The following is a 16154-nucleotide window of genomic DNA, read 5'->3' as shown; positions in this document are numbered from 1 at the left end:
ACCCCGCTCCACTCGAACCGTCTACCCCTCCAAGGCTAGCCCGATGATCCGGTCCAGCGCCCTCGGGAATTCGACGAGATCATCAAGCACCAGGTACGCCCCGGCCTCGGTCAGTTCGTCGGCCGAGCACGGGCCGGTCGCCACTGCCACGCCCGGGATTCCCGCGGCTCGCGCGGCGGCCATGTCGGCCACGTGATCGCCCACGTACAGCGTCGCGCCGTGCTCCCGCAACGCGACCGCCTTCTGCTCGGCGAACACGTCCCCGGCCAGCTCGTCCACCGGTAGCCCGAGGTGGTCCAGGTGCAGCTTCGCCAGCCGGCCCATCTTCGCGGTCACCACCATCGTCCGCCCGCCGCGCGCCTGCACCGCGCGCAGCGCGGCCTCCGCACCCGGCATCGGCACGGTCGGGGTGATCGCGTACGCCGGATAAAGCTCCCGGTAGAGCGTCACCGCCTCCTCGACGCGCTCCGGCGGGAACCAGTGCGCCAGCTCGGTACGCAGCGGCGGGCCCAGCCGGGAGACGGCCAGTTCCCCGTCCACGTGCACCCCAGTGCGCGCGGTGAGCGCACGGAACGCGGCGGCGATCCCGGGGCGGGAGTCGACCAGTGTCATGTCGAGGTCGAAGCCGACCATCAGCGGAGGCATGCCGAGAACCTACCCAGCGGGCTAGCGTGGTACGACGATGACCACCTCACTCGCCGACCACCTGCGGGCCCTCCCCGACGAGTCGCTTGCCGCCCTGCTCCAGCTGCGGCCGGACCTCGTCGTGCCGGTGCCGGCCGACGTGTCCGCCCTCGCCCTGCGCGCCCAGTCCCGGGTCTCCGTGGCCCGGGCGCTCGACGGGCTGGACCAGTTCACCCTCCAGATCCTCGACGCCGCCCGCCTCACCCGTGGCCCCGAGGGCGCCACCTCCACCGACCAGATCCTCGCCATGGCCGCCGCCGGGCCGCACCCGCCCGCACCCACAGCGGTCCGCGCCGCCGTCGACCGCCTCCGGGCCCGGTTCCTGCTGTACGGCCCCGAGCACGACCTGTGCGTGGCCGGCGGCATCGACGAGGTGTCCCCGTACCCGGCGGGGCTGGGCCGACCGGCGGCGGAGCTGGACCCGCGCGCGGCGGCCCTCTGCGCGGACCCGGCGAAGCTGCGGCGGACGCTGCTCTCCGCGCCGCCCTCCGCCCGGGCGGTCCTGGACCGGCTCGCCGCCGGGCCGCCGGTCGGGACCGTGGCGCCCGGCGCGCTGGAGGCCCCCGCCACCGGCACCGAGGACGTCCTCCCGCCCGACCTGGTGAACGGCGGCGCGCCGACCGGCTCACCGATCCGCTGGCTGGTCGAGCACCGGCTGCTGGTCCGGATGTCCGGCGGCCGCAACGGCACCGTCGAACTGCCCCGCGAGGTGGGGCTGGTGCTGCGCCGCGACGCCGGTCCGCTCGGCCCGCTGCGCACCAGCCCGCCGGTGGTGTCCGGCCCGCCCCGCGAGGTCAAGTCCGTCGACTCGGCCGGCGCCGGGCAGACCATGGAGGTGGTCCGGCACACCGAGGCGATGCTGGAGGCGCTGACCGCCGAACCCGCACCGGTCCTGCGTTCCGGCGGCGTCGGTGTCCGCGACCTGCGGCGGCTCGCCCGTGGCCTCGGGCTGGACGAGCCGACCACCGCGCTGCTGTTCGAGGTCGCGTACGCGGCCGGGCTGACCGGGGAGATGGAGCTGACCGGCGCGGTCACCACCCGGTACGGCGGCGACCAGCAGATCCTGCCCACCGGCGGGTACGAGGTGTGGCGTGCGGTGTCGCTGGCCCAGCGCTGGGAGCAGCTCGCCCGCGCCTGGATGTCGATGCCCCGGCAGGCCGGCCTGATCGGGCAGCGCGACGACCGGGACCGGCCCATCTCGGTGCTCTCCGCCGAGGCGGAACGAGCCGGTGCGCCCGCCGCCCGGCGTGCGGTGCTCGCGGTGCTGGCCGACCTGCCGGCCGGCACCGCGCCGACCACCGACGAGGTGCTGGAACTGCTGGACTGGCGCGCGCCCCGGCGGGCCCGGGGCCGGGAGACGGCGCACCGGGAGGTGCTCGCCGAGGCCGCCACGCTGGGCGTGACCGGGCTCGGCGCGCTCACCACGTACGGGCGGCTGCTGCTCGCCGAGCTGACCGAGGCCGACGAGCGCGGCGACGACCCCCTCGGGTTGCGCTCCGACGCCGAGTCGGGCGACGCCTCGACGACGGTACGGGCGCTGGACGGGCTGCTGCCCGCCCCGGTCGACCACGTGCTGGTGCAGGCCGACCTGACGGTGGTGGTGCCCGGCCCGCCCGACCCGGCGCTCGCCGCCGAACTCGACGTGGTGGCCGAGCACGAGTCGGCGGGCGGAGCCAGCGTGCACCGGGTCACCACGGGGAGCATCAGGCGGGCGCTCGACGCCGGCTACACCGCCGACGACCTGCACGCGCTGTTCCGCCGCCGCTCGCGTACCCCGGTGCCGCAGGGCCTGACCTATCTGGTCGACGACGTGGCCCGCAAGCACGGTGGCCTGCGCGTCGGGTCGGCCGGCGCGTACGTGCGCAGCGACGACGAGGCACTGCTCACCGAGGTGCAGGCGGACCGGCGACTGGAGCCGCTGGCGTTCCGCCGGCTCGCGCCGACGGTGCTGGTCACCCCGTACCAGGTCAACCGGATGCTCACCGCGTTGCGCGACGCCGGGTACGCCCCGGTGCCGGAGGACGCCGGCGGCGCGACGGTGGTGGCGCGCCCGAAGACCCGGCGGGCACCGGCGCGTACCGCTATCGGTCGTGCGGTCGACCCGCTCGCCACGCCGAAGCTGCCGATGCCCCGCCTGCTCGGCGTGGTCGAGCAGATCCGCCGGGGCGAGGCGGCGGCGAGGGCGGCCCGGCGGGCCCCGGCAGTGGTCCGCGGCGCCCCGGCGGCGGGCGGGCCGGTGCCCGTGTCCGGGCACGGCGACGCGCTGGCGGTGCTCCAACAGGCGGTACGGGACAAGGCGCTGGTCTGGGTGGGCTACGTCGACGCGCACGGGGCGACGGCGTCCCGGCTGGTCCGGCCGGTGTCGATCGGTGCCGGCTACCTGCGCGCCGAGGACGACCGGACGGAGATGCTGCACACGTTCGCGCTGCACCGGATCACGGCGGCCGTGCTGGAGGAGTGAGCTACTCCCCGTTGCGGCGCAGCGTGCCGATCACCGACACGGCCAGCAGCAACGCGAACGCGGTACCGGCCGCCTCACCCACCGAGTCGACGAAGCCCTGCTGCTGCACGAGCAGCCCGAACAGGAACCAGCCGAACACCCCGGCGGCGGCGGCCGCGTAGGCGAGCACCACCGCCGTGGGCACCTCCTGCTGCCGCGTCCGTTCGTCCTCGGGAAGCACGTCCTGGTCAACGGTCATGGCAGTCCCTCCCCGTCCCGGCATGGACCCGGCTTCCAGGGTTACACCAACCGGAGCGCGCGGACAGGGGTTAAAACCCTGATCCGGGCGGTCCGGTCACGGGTGGGGCGGGTTCCGGGCCGGTTCAGGTGCCGGGGCGGCGGGCTCAGGTGCCGGGGCGGCGGCCGATCACGACCACGCGGGTGCCGACCGAACCCAGCTCCCAGAGGCGTACCGCGTCACGGTGCAGCAGGTTCACGCAGCCGTGCGAGCCGATCGCGCCGTTGTGCAGGTAGGTGGTGGTCTCGTGGAAGCCGATCCCGCCGTTGAACTGCTGCCAGTACGGCAGCCACACCTCGTACGGGTTGGACCACTCGCGCGGGTTCTTCCGGCCCACCGAGTACGTGCCGGCCGGAGTGGCGTAGCCGGACATGCCGGTGCGCGTCACCGTCGGGCCCATCACCACCTTCCCGCCGCGCATCGCCCAGACCGTCTGCCGGGTCAGGTCGACGCAGAAGGTGAGCCGGGAACCGGCCTTGCACCGCGCGGTGTCGGTGGCGGCGAGCCGCTTCGCCACGTCGTACGTGGTGGGGCCGGCCCGACCCGAGGACGGGCTGATCCCGTACCGGATCTGGAACTTCTTGATCGCCGCGCAGTCGGCGGCGGACTGCTCGCCGTCCACGGTCAGCGTCCCGAAGCCGCCCAGCCGCGTCAGGTACGTCTCCACCGCCCGCTGGTGCTCCCCCTGCGGGCACCCGGCGGACGCGCTCGGCTTCGGCTTGGGCTTCGTCGTCCTCGTCGCCTCCGGCGACCGGGAGGGTTTCGGCGAGGCCGTCCGGCTCGGCTGCGCCGACGGGGACGTGACCGGCTGTTCCGGCGCGGGCGACGCGCTCGCCCCCGATGCTCCCTCCGTCAGCCCGACCGGGCCGGGGGTGCTGCCCCCGGCGCCTTCCGCCTGCGGATCGAGCGCGCAGGCGCCGACACCGACCAGCACGACCACCGCCAGGGCGGTGGCCCGTGCGAGAAACCGGACACGCTGCATGGGCCCTCCCTGGACAGTCGTCCCGCTTGCTAGACGTGTGGGACGAGTATGACGTTGCCTGTCCAGCGAGACTTTTTTGCGGCGCCCTCCGGCGTGCAACACTGGATGGTCGGCCTGCGGCAGGTCAGCCGGGGTGTGGACGGGATGCCGGGCGACCGGGTTCCGGGCGACGAGTTTCCGGGCAGCGGGTTCCGGGCGATGCGAGAGGACGCTGGCGTGAGCGGTGGACCACTGATCGTGCAGTCGGACAAGACGCTGCTGCTGGAGGTGGATCACCCCGACGCGCAGGCGTGCCGGATGGCGATCGCGCCCTTCGCCGAGCTGGAACGCTCCCCCGAGCACGTGCACACGTACCGGCTCACGCCGCTGGGCCTGTGGAACGCCCGGGCCGCCGGCCACGACGCCGAGGGCGTGGTCGACTCGCTGATCAAGTACTCCCGCTACCCGGTGCCGCACGGACTGCTCGTCGACGTGGCCGAGACGATGGACCGGTACGGCCGGCTGCAGCTCGCCAACGACCCCGTGCACGGTCTGGTGCTGCGCGCGCTGGACCGGGTGGTCCTGATCGAGGTCGCCAAGAGCAAGAAGCTCGCCGGTATGCTCGGCGCAAAGATCGACGACGACACGATCGCGGTGCACCCGTCCGAGCGGGGGCGGCTCAAGCAGGCACTGCTCAAGCTGGGCTGGCCGGCCGAGGACCTGGCCGGGTACGTGGACGGCGAGGCGCACCCGATCGAGCTGGCCGAGGCCGGCAAGGACGGCGGCAAGCCGTGGACGCTGCGGTCCTACCAGCGGGAGGCCGTCGAGGCGTTCTGGGCCGGCGGGTCCGGCGTGGTGGTGCTGCCCTGCGGTGCCGGCAAGACGCTCGTCGGGGCGGCGGCGATGGCCGAGGCGAAGGCGACCACGCTGATCCTGGTCACCAACACGGTGGCGGGACGGCAGTGGAAGCGGGAGCTGATCGCCCGCACCTCGCTGACCGAGGAGGAGATCGGCGAGTACTCGGGCGAGCGCAAGGAGATCCGCCCGGTCACCATCGCCACGTACCAGGTGCTCACCTCGCGGCGCGGCGGCGCGTTCACCCACCTGGACCTGTTCGGCGCCCGCGACTGGGGCCTGGTCGTCTACGACGAGGTGCACCTGCTGCCCGCGCCGATCTTCCGCTTCACGGCCGACCTTCAGGCCCGTCGCCGGCTCGGCCTCACCGCGACTCTGGTACGCGAGGACGGCCGCGAGGGCGACGTGTTCAGCCTGATCGGCCCGAAGCGGTACGACGCGCCGTGGAAGGACATCGAGCAGCAGGGCTGGATCGCCCCGGCGGAGTGCACCGAGGTACGGGTGACGCTCACCGACGCGGAACGGCTCGCGTACGCGACGGCGGAGGCCGAGGAGCGCTACCGGATGGCGGCGACCGCCCGCACGAAGCTGCCCGTGGTGCGGGCCCTGGTGGACCGGCACCCGGACGAGCAGGTCCTCGTCATCGGTGGGTTCCTCGACCAGTTGCACCAGCTCGGCGAATACCTGGACGCGCCGATCGTGCAGGGCTCCACCACGAACAAGGAACGCGAGCGGCTGTTCGACGCGTTCCGCTCCGGCTCGTTGCGGACCCTGGTGCTCTCGAAGGTCGGCAACTTCTCCATCGACCTGCCGGAGGCGGCGGTGGCGATCCAGGTGTCCGGCACGTTCGGCTCGCGGCAGGAGGAGGCGCAACGGCTGGGCCGGGTGCTGCGCCCGAAGGCCGACGGCCGGCAGGCGCACTTCTACACGGTGGTCTCGCGGGACACCATCGACACCGAGTACGCCGCGCACCGGCAGCGGTTCCTGGCCGAGCAGGGGTACGCGTACACCATCGTGGACGCCGACGACGTGCTCGGGCCGTCGCTGCCCACAGTCGACTGAGCGACCGGTGGGCCGCCCCTATCGGGCGACCCACCGTCACGACCGGGTCAGGAGTAGTTGACCAGGAAGTAGTAGCTCGTCGTGTCGGTCCACGCGCCGTCGGTGGTCCGGCCGCGCACCCGCATGCTGTACGAGCCGGCCGAGGTCGGCGTGAAGGTCGCCGTGGCGACTCCGGCGGCGTTCGCGGCCACGGTCACCGGCTGCCCGTCCTCGACTGTGTACTCGAACTCGGTCACACCCGGGCTGCCCTGGGTGAAGGTGAACTCACCGGCCACGCCCACACCGCCGGACCACTGACCGGCCGGGTAGGTGCCCGAGCTGACGAGCGGCGCCGTGCCGACCAGGAACGGGTAGTCGGTCTGCGGCGTGTAGTCGCCCGCGGCGGTACGCCCCCGTACCGAGATGAGGTTGGCGCCGTTGCGGTCCATGGTCACCGTGATGTCCGTGACCAGCGCATCAGGCTTCTTCGGCACGCTCTGCCAGGCGCCGCCGTTGAGCTGGTACTCGAAGGTCGTCACCTCGCTGATCTCGGTGTAGACCCCGAACGTGCCGACCGACCCGATCCCGCCACGCGGGCTGTACTCGTCGTAGGCGCTGCTCACGTTCACCCGGGCGTCGCGGACCCGGAAGTAGTACCGGCGTTCCGGGCTGACCGTGCCGTCGGCCGTCCGGCTGGTGACAGTCAGCAGCGTGTAGCCGGAGTGCGTCGGCGTGATCTCGACGGTGGCCCGGCCGTCCGCGCCGGCGGCCACCACCTGCTCCTCGCCGGCGTACTCCAGCACGTAGCGGTACTCGGTCACGCCGGAACGGCCCGGGTTGAAGGTGAACCGGCCCGTCTGCCCGGGCTGGCCGCCCTCACCGTTCTCCGGGTAGTCCTCGGACGTCACCACCGGCGCGTCGCTGACCTCGAACGTGTACGTCCGGGTCGGGGAGAAGGAGCCGTCCTGGAACCGGGTACGCACCGTCAGCGTGTTGCTGCCGGAACGGTCCGGGGTGAGCGTCACCCGTGCCCAGCTGTAGTCCGGGTCGACGACCTGCTCCGGCCCGTCGTTGAGGCGGAAGAGGTAGGCGTCGACGTCGGGCATGCCGGTGTCGAAGTTGAACTCACCGGGGATGCCCACGCCGCCCCAGGCGCCGTTCTCGTAGTAGGTGCTGGAGGAGACGTACGGCTTGGTGTCGATGACGTTGAACTGCTGCTCCTGCGTCTCCGAAACAGTGCCGTCGGCACTGATGCTCCGGACGTTCAGCACGTGCCAGCCACCCTCGGTGGGCGTCCAGCGCAGCACCGCCGTACCGTCCGTGGCCGCGTCGATGCGCAGCAGATCGCCACCACCGAACGTGTACTCGTACGCCACCACACCGGTCCGGCCGGGCCGGAACGTGAAGGTGCCGGGACGGTCCACCACCCCGTCGTGCTCGGGGAAGTCGAAGTCGTCCGACTCCACGGTCGGGAGGTCGCGGACCGATACGTTCTCGGTGTACCCGCCGACGAGTTCGCTCCCGGCATAGCTGCGGACCTCGACCTTGACGAGGCCCCCCTCGGCGAACGTCACCGGGATCTCGGTCGGGCCGTCGGGGTTCACCGGCACCCGGGTCTCAGCGCCGTCACCGATGCGGTACCCGAACTCGGTGACCCCCTCCACGTTCGTCGACAAGGCAAGCTTGCTGGGCAGCCCGACGCCGGCCATCGTCACCTCGACCTGCGGCGCGGTCGACTTCACCCGGAACTCGTAGTGCACCGTCTCGGACGAGTTCGACGCGCTGTCCACGCTGCGCACGCTCAGCGAGTCGGAGAACGAGGTCGGGGTGTATTCGAGTGTCACGTCGGCGCCGGGCGACGGCGCGGGGATGTAGTGGTACGCGTCGCCGAAGCGGCCCCAGTAGTAGCCGACCACGTCCGGCGAGCCGTTGGCCTTGAACGTGAACGTCCCCGGCACCCCCGACCCACCGTGCGGCAGGCCGTCGTTCGGGTACTTCTCCGAGGTCACCACGGGGGCGGCGGGTCGCTGCGCGTCCACCTTGACGTAGCACGGCTCGGCCCACGGCGAGAAGTCGTGATCGTCGTAGGCGCGGGCGGTCCAGGCCACCACTGTGCCGTGCGGGTACTGCGACATGTCCCAGTCGAGCTTCGAGAGGGCGCCGCCGTAGCTGTATCCGAACTGCTCGGCACGCTGCTCCTCGTGGCCGACCGGCCATGCCGCGAACTGCCCCCGGTAGTTGGCGTCGTTGCTGTCCGCGTCCGCGCCCTTGACCATCAGGCCGTGGTTGCGCGGCCCCACCGGCTGCGGCTTCGTCTTGGTCCCGCAGGCCCAGGCCGGGAAGTCGATCCCGATCTGCCCGACCGTCGGCGCGTGGTTCGCCTCACTGTTGATCACCGGGAACGGACGGAGCTTACGACCGTGGGAGAGCTTGCCCTCGGAGCCGTGCGGCAGCCGGATCTCGACGGTGAGCGTCTGCTTGCCCTGATCCGCGAGCTTCTGGAGGGCGGGCATGATGTCCCACGCCAGATAGCCGGGGCAGGCCGCCTCCCCGCCGGCCTGGACCGTGCCGAGCAGCTCGCGACGGCGCGGGCTCGACGCCCAGCTCGTGGTCGCGGTGATCGGGTCGGTACGCCACAGCTCGACCGGCTGGGCGATCGAGCAGTCCGCCGCGGAGCGCTCCGCGACGACCAGGTCCGCCTTGTGGATGACGGTCCCGCGGAAACGCGAGACGTCGAAGGTGAAGTAGGACCGGGACTTGTGCTTCGTGCCGGTCGCGTCCGTCCAGGCGCCGACCGGCGCGTCCCCGTCCGTGTTGACGAACGACTTCCTCGGCTGTTGCGAATCCGTGTAGGCCCAGCCGGACTTGCCGGTGGTCCGGTGCTCGTAGGCCTGCGCCGGAGCGGTGTCGACGCTGATCAGGCCGGCACCGAGCACTATGCCCAGTGACGCGGCGAGCATTCTTCGTGCGCGCACGACGATGCCCCTTCCCCCCGTAGGACAACGGCGTGCATCGCCGTCGAGTCGCATGAGGGTATCGAAGGGGGACGACAGAGGCGTACGCCGATTCGGCTGGCCTGAGCCGACCGGGCGGACCGCATCGGCGCGGCCCGCCCGGTCCGACGGTCAGCCCTTGCCGCTGGCCCGGAACGCGACCCAGGCGTCGCTCATCCGGTCGGCCTGGCCCGGGGTGAACATGTTCATGCAGGAGTCCTGCGTGTAGTCCATGAAGTTGTGGATCGGGTCCAGCCCCGGCGCGGTGCAGGTGTCCGCCCCGATCGGGCAGTTGAACTGCGGCGCCGCCTCACGCGGCGTGTCCGCCACGAAGTCGCCGGACGCGGAACAGCCGTGCGCGAACGTGTGCTCCAGCATCAGCCAGTGGCCCACCTCGTGCGTCAGCGTGTCACCGAGCGCGTACTTGCCGGCCGTACCGCCCGGCATCGACTCGTCGAGCATCACCACGCCGTCGATGTAGTCACGGCCGTTGTTGTAGCCCTTCGGGAAGTACGCCCAGCCGAGCAGCCCGTCACCGATGTTCGCCGCGTAGACGTTCAGCGTGCGGGAGTCACCGGTGTAGAGCGCCTTCTTCATGTCCCGCTCGTTCTTGCCCGGCACCACCGTGTACCAGGCGCTGTTCACGGTCCAGGTGGTGTCCACGAGCGAGAAGCGGAACGGCGTGTCCGACGCGTCGGCCGCGGTACGACCCGCGAACGAGTCGTTGAGCACCGTCATCTGGGCCGAGATGAGCGTGTTCCAGCGGGCCTTCTCGGCCGCGCTCAGCTCGTGGTCCGAGATCATGTGGAAGACCGTCGGGACGGTGACGCTGCCGTTCGCGAGGCGCGGCGAGTCCTTGATGACGCCGTACGCCTTGGCCTCGTTCGTCGAGTAGAGCTCGGGCTCCTTGGCGGTGGCGCCCTCGCGTACCCGGGCGGCGCTGTGCGTGTCGGCGCCCGGCTCACATTCGGCGGCGGGAGAGGCGGTCACGGGTGCGGCCGTGGCCGCGACGGGGGCTCCGCCGGCGGTCAGGAACGCGGCTGCGGCAGCGACGAGCACTGCCAGGTGGATCGTCGGTTTCCTGTGCATCGTTGCACCTTTCGAGAGGCATGAAAGGAGTACCGACGCGGGGTTGTCAAAGCTGCGGGTCGATGACGTCGTCGTCCCGCCATAAGACCACGTCACCGAGCATCCGCAACAGCCCCCGGCGGGGGAGGCTCGCCCTGGGGCGGGTCAGGCGGCGCTCAGCTTCCGTAGCACGTACTGGTTGAGGCTCATGCCCTCCTCGGCGGCATGGAGGGCCAGCTCGCGGTGCAGGCTCTCGCCGACCCGAAGGTTGAACTTGCCCGAGTAGCTCCGCTCGGACAGCGGCTCCGGGATCTGCTCGCCCTGTTCCGCCATGTCGGCGATCACCTCACGCAGCATCTCCTGGAGCCCCTGGAGTGCCTCGATCTGTGTGGTGGCGAGCCACGACAGAGACGGGAACTCGGCACAGGTGGCGACGAACTCCTGGTCTTCGACGGACCACGTGACGCGGTAGGTGTAGTGCGAGATCTCGGGACGGGACTCGGACATCACATGGCCTCCTTCTTGGCTGGCTCCTGCGCATCGCTTCGACGAGCCTGGCTATGGACGGCACAACGTCAATGGTACCGCAAGTAGTACCATCAACGAGTCGTAGACGTCACGGCGTCGACGATCACCCGCGCCACGCACTCGTAGTCGCGCACCAGCGGCCCGACCAGCCCGGGGTCCGGCTCGAACGCGGCGACCAGTCCGCGTACCAGATCTCTGAGCCGGTCGTCCGGGCCGAGCCGCCGCCCCCGGTGCCGGCGCGCGACGCTGCGCCAGCGCCGCAGTCCGACGTCGGCGATCCGTTCGTGGAGCTCAGGCGCGGGCACCGGGCAGCCGTTCGCCCACAGGTCGGCGAGGGCCCGCAGAATCGCCTCCCGCGCCGGATCAGTCACGGAGGTAGCGGGCGCGGCGGCCGAAGTCGCGGAAGCCGAGCCGCCGGTACAGCCCGGCGGCCGGGTTGTCGTCGTTGACGCAGAGCCATGCGGCGTCCGCGCCCGCGTCGGCGAGGCCGCGCAGGACGCGCGCCACCAGGTACGCGCCGACCCGTCGCCCGCGCCACCCGGGCACCACGCCGACCTGGTCGATCCAGTTGTCGAGCACGGTGACGAAGCCGGCCGCCGCACCGTCCGGGCCGCGTGCGAGCAGCGTCAGCTCCGGGCGGAAGTCCTCGTCGTCGCGCAGGTCGCCCAGCCACTCGTCGGCCTCCGGCTCCACGAATCCGGGCCGGTCGGCGAACGACGCGCGGTAGATGGTGAACAACTCCGGCCCCAGCGTGGCAGGCTCCACAGCCACGCCGTTCGGCGCGGCGACCTCGGGCAGCACGTCGAGGTCGTGCCGCAGCACCCACTCCAGGAACGTCCGCGTGTAACCGCGCGCCGCGAACAACTCCTCCGCTGCCACGTTCCACGTCTCCGTGGTGACCAGCAGGCCCCCGTCGCCGGCGTGCTTCTCGGCCCGGTCCAGCAGCGCGCCGCCGAGTCCGCGCCCGCGCCACGCCGGGTGCACCAGGCCGGTGGCGGTGGCGGGCGTCCGCCCGGTGCCGACCCCGACGGCCGCGACCAGGTCGTCGCCGGACCAGGCGCCGTGGGTACGCGTGTGCAGCAGCCGCGCCCGCGCCAACGGGGTACGCCCGAACAGCGGCAACCCGCCGTCAGTAGCGAGGCACGCCTGCGCCAGGCCGGTCAAGGCGGGCAGGTCTTCCTCGCCGAACTCCCGCCACACCAGCCCATCGATCCCGCCCACGCCCACTCCCGCCACCCCGCCCGACCCTCACGGTCCGGCACCCCGACGCAGTAGGCCCCACCCCGCCCCCCACGGTCAACCACTTTCCCCACCCGCCCCACCCCACCCACCCGCCCACCGCGATCTTGGAGTTGTGGCACCTCACAAAGGCCGCCGATCCGACCATCTGGGCGCCACAACTCCAAGATCGGCAGAAGCGCCCCCACCACCCTGTCGATCATGCAGTCGCTGCCCCGACAGAAGCCGCAACCCGGGCACCAGGAGGGCCGAAACCGCAAGATCGACGGGGGCTCGGAGGGCTCGGGCGAGGGCTACGGGGTGGGGGTGGCGTGGATCAGGACTGTGGCGCCTGCGGACAACGGGGCCAGCAGCCACTTCAGGGGTTGCTCGTCCTCGGTCGGGTTCACCACGAGGCGGTCGCCCGGGTGCAGGTCCATCCGAGTGGCGATCTCGGCGGCCAGGCGCCGCCACGCGCCGAAGCTGGTGCCGTCCGGCGTGGCCGGGTCGGACGGGTCGACGGCGGTGTAGTCCGGCGGGTCGGTCGGGTGGCGCAGCACCTCGGCGGACCAGTCCAGCCAGCCCGGCGGCACCTCGGCGAGCGGCCCCGGCCCGGTGCCCACCAGGTAGCGGTGCGTCCCCTCGGGTACGTCCTCCAGCCAGTCGTCGAGGCGTTCCGGCGTCACGAACACCGCGTCGTACGGCCGGTCCGCGTCCGGTTCCAGCACCGGCAGCCCGGCCAGCGCGCGGGGCCGGAACGAGACGGACAGCCCGACCGACCAGGCCCCGAGCAGCACCGCGGCGGTACGCCAGTGCGGCGGCAGGAGCACCGCCACCCGGTCACCGGGGCGCAGCCCGCACCCGTCGCGGAGCAGCCCGGCGCTGCGGGCGGTCCACTCACCGAGCTGCGCGGCGGTGAGGTCGGTGCGTTCCCCGGTCGCGTCGTCGTGGTAGCTGAGCAGCGGGTATCCGACCGCGTCGGGCGCGACGGCGACGGTTGTCTGGTGGGCCATGCGCGGACTCCTGTCTGTCGGTCCGCTCACCCTAACCGCGGGAGCCAGCCGGCCGGGACAGCCGAGCACGCCGACACCGAGCCGGCAGGGACAGATGAAGCAGCCCCGTTCAGCGCGCGGGCAGTTCGGGACCACCGTCGAGCAGCGGCGCCAGCAGGTCGCCCTGCTTCTCCACTCGCTTGAGCACCTCGCCGGCGGTGTACGGCCGCGTGGACGGCCGCTTCCCCGCCGCTCCGGCCTCCACCTCGTCCCAGGTCAGCGGCGTGGACACCGAGGGCACCGGCTGGGCCCGCAGCGAGTACGGCGCCACAGTCGTCTTCGCCGCGTTGTTCTGACTCCAGTCGATGAAGACCTTGCCCGGGCGCAGGTTCTTCGCCATCTTCGACACGATCAGCTTCGGGTGCGCCTGCTCCAGCTCCTGCGCGATGCGCTTGGCGTAGTCGGAGACGATCTCGGCGTCCTGCGTGCCGGCGATCGGGCAGCAGAGCTGCATGCCCTTCTTCCCCGACGTCTTCGGGAACGAGGAAATCCCGTCGGAAGCCAGCCGGTCGCGCATCAGCAGCGCGACCTGGCAGCACTGCTTGAGCGCCGCCGGGGCGCCCGGGTCCAGGTCGACGACCATCATGTCCGGGTGCGCGCCGATCTTCCACTGCGGTGTGTGCAGCTCCAGCGCGGCCAGGTTCGCCAGCCACACCAGCGTGGGCAGCTCGTCGCAGACCACGTAGTCGATGGTCTCCCGCCCCTTCGTCGACCCGGGGGCGGGCAGGTTCTCGGTGCGTACCCAACCGGGGGTCGCGGCGGGTGCGTTCTTCTCGAAGAACGAGCCGCCGTCGACGCCGTTGGGGAACCGGATCCGGGTCAGCGCGCGATCGCTCAGGTGCGGCAGCAGCGCGGGGGCGATCCGGGTGTAGTAGTCGATCACCTCGCCCTTGGTGAACCCGGCCTTCGGGAACAGCACCTTGTCCAGGTTGGACAGCTCCAGCGAGCGCCCCTCGACCTCGACCTTGAGCCGGTCAGACGGCATCGTCGACCTCCTCGGGCGGCTTGTCCGGGCGCAGGCGCAGGATACGCGGGAAGCGCAGCCGGCCGTCCGGCGTGCGCTGGCCGTACTTGACCTCCACCACGATCCGGGGAGTTACCCAGATCGCGCCCCGGGCATCCTCGCGCGGCACGCCGGCCGCGAACGGCGAGTCGGTGGCGCGCAGCGGCTCCAGCTCGCGCAGCAGTTCCCGTTCGATGGCCGCGCCGATCCCGCCGCCGACCCGCCCCCGGTAGACGAGCCGCCCGTCCGGGCCGGGCACGCCGACCAGCAGACCGCCGATACGCCGCGCGCCCGGTCGCCAGCCGCCGACCACGAAGTCGCCGGTGACCTCCAGTTTGACCTTCACCCAGTCCGGCGAGCGCACACCGGGCCGGTAGAGCGAGTCGACCCGCTTGGCCATCACCCCCTCCAGCCCGTGCTCGCCGGCCGCCGCATAGGTGGCCGGGCCGTCGCCGAAGACCGGCGGCACCGCCCACCGGGCGGCACCGAGCCCGAGCGACTCCAGCGCCGCCCGCCGCTCCCGCCACGGCCGGGCGGTCAGGTCGACGCCGTCCAGCCGCAACAGGTCGAAGATCATGTACGTGACGGGTACGGTCGCCGCCAGCCGCGCCGCCTTGACCGGGTTACGCACGTGCATCCGCTCGGCGAGCGCGGTGAACGAGGGCTGCCCGTCGGTGAAGAGGACGACCTCGCCGTCGAGCAGCGCGTCGCCTACCTGCTCGGCCAGGTTCAGCAGTTCCGGGTACGCGGTGGTGATCTCGACGCCGGAGCGGGCGTAGAAGTGCCTGTCGCCGCGAGAGATGTCGGCGAGCGCGCGGACGCCGTCCCACTTGAACTCGTACGACCAGGCGGCGCCGGCCGGGAGCGGCCCGGTCGTCGCGAGCATCGGCTTCAACGGCGCGCCGGGCACCTCCTGACTGTAGTTGGGCACGGAAGCGCGTGCGTCCCGTTCGATCGTTTGCGATTCTGGTGGTCAACCGGGGAGAGGAGCGCGGGAATGCGGGCGATCTGGAAAGGAGCGGTGTCGTTCGGCCTGGTGTCGATCGGGGTGAAGGTCTACTCGGCCACCGAGGAGAAGGACATCCGTTTCCACCAGGTGCACCGTGAGGACGGCGGCCGGATCCGCTACAAGCGCACCTGCTCGGTCTGCGGCGAGGAGGTCACCTACGACGACATCGCCAAGGGGTACGACATCGGCGGCGGCGAAATGGTCATCCTCACCGACGAGGACTTCGCCGACCTGCCGTTGAGCACGTCGCACGCGATCGACGTGCTGGAGTTCGTACCGGTCGAGCAGGTCGATCCGATCCTCTACAACAAGGCGTACTTCCTGGAGCCGGAGGGCTCGGCGACCAAGCCGTACGTGCTGCTGCGCGACGCGCTGTCCGACTCAGAACGGGTGGCGATCGTCAAGGTGGCGCTGCGCCAGCGCGAGCAGCTGGCCACGCTGCGGGTCCGCGAGGGCGTACTGCTGCTCAACACCATGCTGTGGCCGGACGAGATCCGCCGGCCCGACTTCGGCTTCCTGGACGAGGACCTGAAGGTACGCCCGCCGGAGCTGGCGATGGCCAGCTCACTCATCGACTCGATGGCCGGGGAGTTCGAGCCGGACGCGTTCACCGACGACTACCGGGCGGCGTTGCAGGAGGTCATCGACGCGAAGGTCGAGGGCCGCGAGGTGGTGCAGCCGGAGGAGGAAGAGGCCGCGCCCGCCGCCGCGGTGGACCTGATGGCCGCGCTGAAGGCGTCGGTCGAGCGGGCCCGGGCGGCCCGGGGCGAGGCGCCGTCCGGCGGCGGGGCCGAGCCGACCCCGATCTCGTCGGCCCGATCGGCGAAGAAGGCCGCGAAGAAGGCGCCGGCCGGGAAGACGGCGGCGAAGAAGGCCGAACCGGCGAAGAAGGCGGCTGCCAAGAAGGCACCGGCGAAGAAGACGGCGGCGAAGAAGGCCGAGCCGGCCAAGAAGACCGCGGCCAAGAAGGCGCCCGCGAAGAAGAAGAGCGCCTGACGCGTACG

At 72.1% G+C, this 16154-nt stretch carries 14 protein-coding genes; 3 read left to right on the top strand and 11 right to left on the bottom strand.

The window, feature by feature from the left end; translation table 11 throughout:
* Positions 1-21: 21 nt before the first annotated feature.
* Positions 22-645, bottom strand: a complete 624-nt coding sequence (locus tag OC439_RS23900; protein ID WP_262015387.1) for an HAD family hydrolase — start codon at positions 643-645, stop codon at positions 22-24.
* Between the two features lie 37 nt (positions 646-682).
* Here OC439_RS23900 and OC439_RS23895 point away from each other — a divergent pair, with 37 nt between their 5' ends.
* Positions 683-3145 carry a helicase C-terminal domain-containing protein gene (locus OC439_RS23895; RefSeq protein ID WP_262015386.1) on the top strand — a complete coding sequence of 821 codons (2463 nt, stop codon included), beginning with the start codon at positions 683-685 and terminating at the stop codon, positions 3143-3145.
* Position 3146: 1 nt separating this feature from the next.
* Here OC439_RS23895 and OC439_RS23890 read toward each other — a convergent pair whose 3' ends face one another.
* Both OC439_RS23890 and OC439_RS23885 read right to left on the bottom strand, forming a co-directional pair.
* Complete coding sequence (locus OC439_RS23890; protein WP_262015385.1) at positions 3147-3383, bottom strand: hypothetical protein; 237 nt, start codon at positions 3381-3383, stop codon at positions 3147-3149.
* A gap of 145 nt (positions 3384-3528) precedes the next feature.
* Positions 3529-4404: a L,D-transpeptidase family protein gene (locus OC439_RS23885; RefSeq protein WP_262015384.1), complete on the bottom strand. Its 876-nt coding sequence runs from the start codon at positions 4402-4404 to the stop codon at positions 3529-3531.
* 216 nt (positions 4405-4620) lie between these two features.
* Here OC439_RS23885 and OC439_RS23880 point away from each other — a divergent pair, with 216 nt between their 5' ends.
* Positions 4621-6300, top strand: coding sequence for a DNA repair helicase XPB (locus OC439_RS23880; RefSeq protein ID WP_262015383.1), 1680 nt, complete (start codon positions 4621-4623; stop codon positions 6298-6300).
* A gap of 47 nt (positions 6301-6347) precedes the next feature.
* Here the strand turns inward: OC439_RS23880 and OC439_RS23875 are convergent, their stop codons facing one another.
* From OC439_RS23875 to ligD (OC439_RS23840), 8 genes are all read right to left on the bottom strand, one after another.
* Positions 6348-9254, bottom strand: coding sequence for a hypothetical protein (locus OC439_RS23875; protein ID WP_262015382.1), 2907 nt, complete (start codon positions 9252-9254; stop codon positions 6348-6350).
* Positions 9255-9404: 150 nt separating this feature from the next.
* On the bottom strand, positions 9405-10361 hold the full coding sequence (locus OC439_RS23870; protein WP_262015381.1) for a zinc metalloprotease: 957 nt from the start codon (positions 10359-10361) through the stop codon (positions 9405-9407).
* Positions 10362-10505: 144 nt separating this feature from the next.
* The gene (locus tag OC439_RS23865; protein ID WP_262015380.1) at positions 10506-10847 is read right to left on the bottom strand and encodes a type II toxin-antitoxin system HicB family antitoxin; all 342 of its coding nucleotides are present in this window, start codon (positions 10845-10847) and stop codon (positions 10506-10508) included.
* A 92-nt stretch (positions 10848-10939) separates the two neighbouring features.
* Positions 10940-11239 (bottom strand): hypothetical protein, encoded by a 300-nt coding sequence (locus OC439_RS23860; protein WP_262015379.1) that lies wholly within the window; start codon positions 11237-11239, stop codon positions 10940-10942.
* Positions 11232-12089, bottom strand: coding sequence for a GNAT family N-acetyltransferase (locus OC439_RS23855; protein ID WP_262015378.1), 858 nt, complete (start codon positions 12087-12089; stop codon positions 11232-11234). The genes OC439_RS23860 and OC439_RS23855 overlap by 8 nt, the downstream gene beginning before the upstream one ends.
* 311 nt (positions 12090-12400) lie before the next feature.
* The gene (locus OC439_RS23850) at positions 12401-13099 is read right to left on the bottom strand and encodes a TIGR03089 family protein (protein ID WP_262015377.1); all 699 of its coding nucleotides are present in this window, start codon (positions 13097-13099) and stop codon (positions 12401-12403) included.
* A gap of 109 nt (positions 13100-13208) precedes the next feature.
* Positions 13209-14123 carry a non-homologous end-joining DNA ligase gene (gene ligD, locus OC439_RS23845; protein WP_262015376.1) on the bottom strand — a complete coding sequence of 305 codons (915 nt, stop codon included), beginning with the start codon at positions 14121-14123 and terminating at the stop codon, positions 13209-13211.
* On the bottom strand, positions 14113-15051 hold the full coding sequence (gene ligD, locus OC439_RS23840; protein WP_262015375.1) for a non-homologous end-joining DNA ligase: 939 nt from the start codon (positions 15049-15051) through the stop codon (positions 14113-14115). The genes ligD (OC439_RS23845) and ligD (OC439_RS23840) overlap by 11 nt, the downstream gene beginning before the upstream one ends.
* An 87-nt stretch (positions 15052-15138) precedes the next feature.
* Between ligD (OC439_RS23840) and OC439_RS23835 the strand changes: the two genes are divergently transcribed.
* Positions 15139-16146, top strand: a complete 1008-nt coding sequence (locus OC439_RS23835) for a Ku protein (RefSeq protein ID WP_262015374.1) — start codon at positions 15139-15141, stop codon at positions 16144-16146.
* The last annotated feature ends 8 nt before the right edge of the window (positions 16147-16154 follow it).

It is taken from the genome of Micromonospora sp. Mcm103 (assembly GCF_024519755.1).
In the GTDB taxonomy this organism is placed as follows: Bacteria; Actinomycetota; Actinomycetes; order Mycobacteriales; family Micromonosporaceae; genus Micromonospora; species Micromonospora aurantiaca.
Note: the sequence above shows the minus strand (reverse complement) of the source record. Positions and strands in the feature narration are given on the sequence as shown.

Coding starts and splice junctions, on each gene's coding strand:
- OC439_RS23900 (WP_262015387.1), bottom strand. CDS start 645: ATGCCTCCGCTGATGGTCGGCTTCGACCTCGACATGACACTGGTCGAC.
- OC439_RS23895 (WP_262015386.1), top strand. CDS start 683: ATGACCACCTCACTCGCCGACCACCTGCGGGCCCTCCCCGACGAGTCG.
- OC439_RS23890 (WP_262015385.1), bottom strand. CDS start 3,383: ATGACCGTTGACCAGGACGTGCTTCCCGAGGACGAACGGACGCGGCAG.
- OC439_RS23885 (WP_262015384.1), bottom strand. CDS start 4,404: ATGCAGCGTGTCCGGTTTCTCGCACGGGCCACCGCCCTGGCGGTGGTC.
- OC439_RS23870 (WP_262015381.1), bottom strand. CDS start 10,361: ATGCACAGGAAACCGACGATCCACCTGGCAGTGCTCGTCGCTGCCGCA.
- OC439_RS23865 (WP_262015380.1), bottom strand. CDS start 10,847: ATGTCCGAGTCCCGTCCCGAGATCTCGCACTACACCTACCGCGTCACG.
- OC439_RS23850 (WP_262015377.1), bottom strand. CDS start 13,099: ATGGCCCACCAGACAACCGTCGCCGTCGCGCCCGACGCGGTCGGATAC.
- ligD (WP_262015376.1), bottom strand. CDS start 14,123: ATGCCGTCTGACCGGCTCAAGGTCGAGGTCGAGGGGCGCTCGCTGGAG.
- OC439_RS23835 (WP_262015374.1), top strand. CDS start 15,139: ATGCGGGCGATCTGGAAAGGAGCGGTGTCGTTCGGCCTGGTGTCGATC.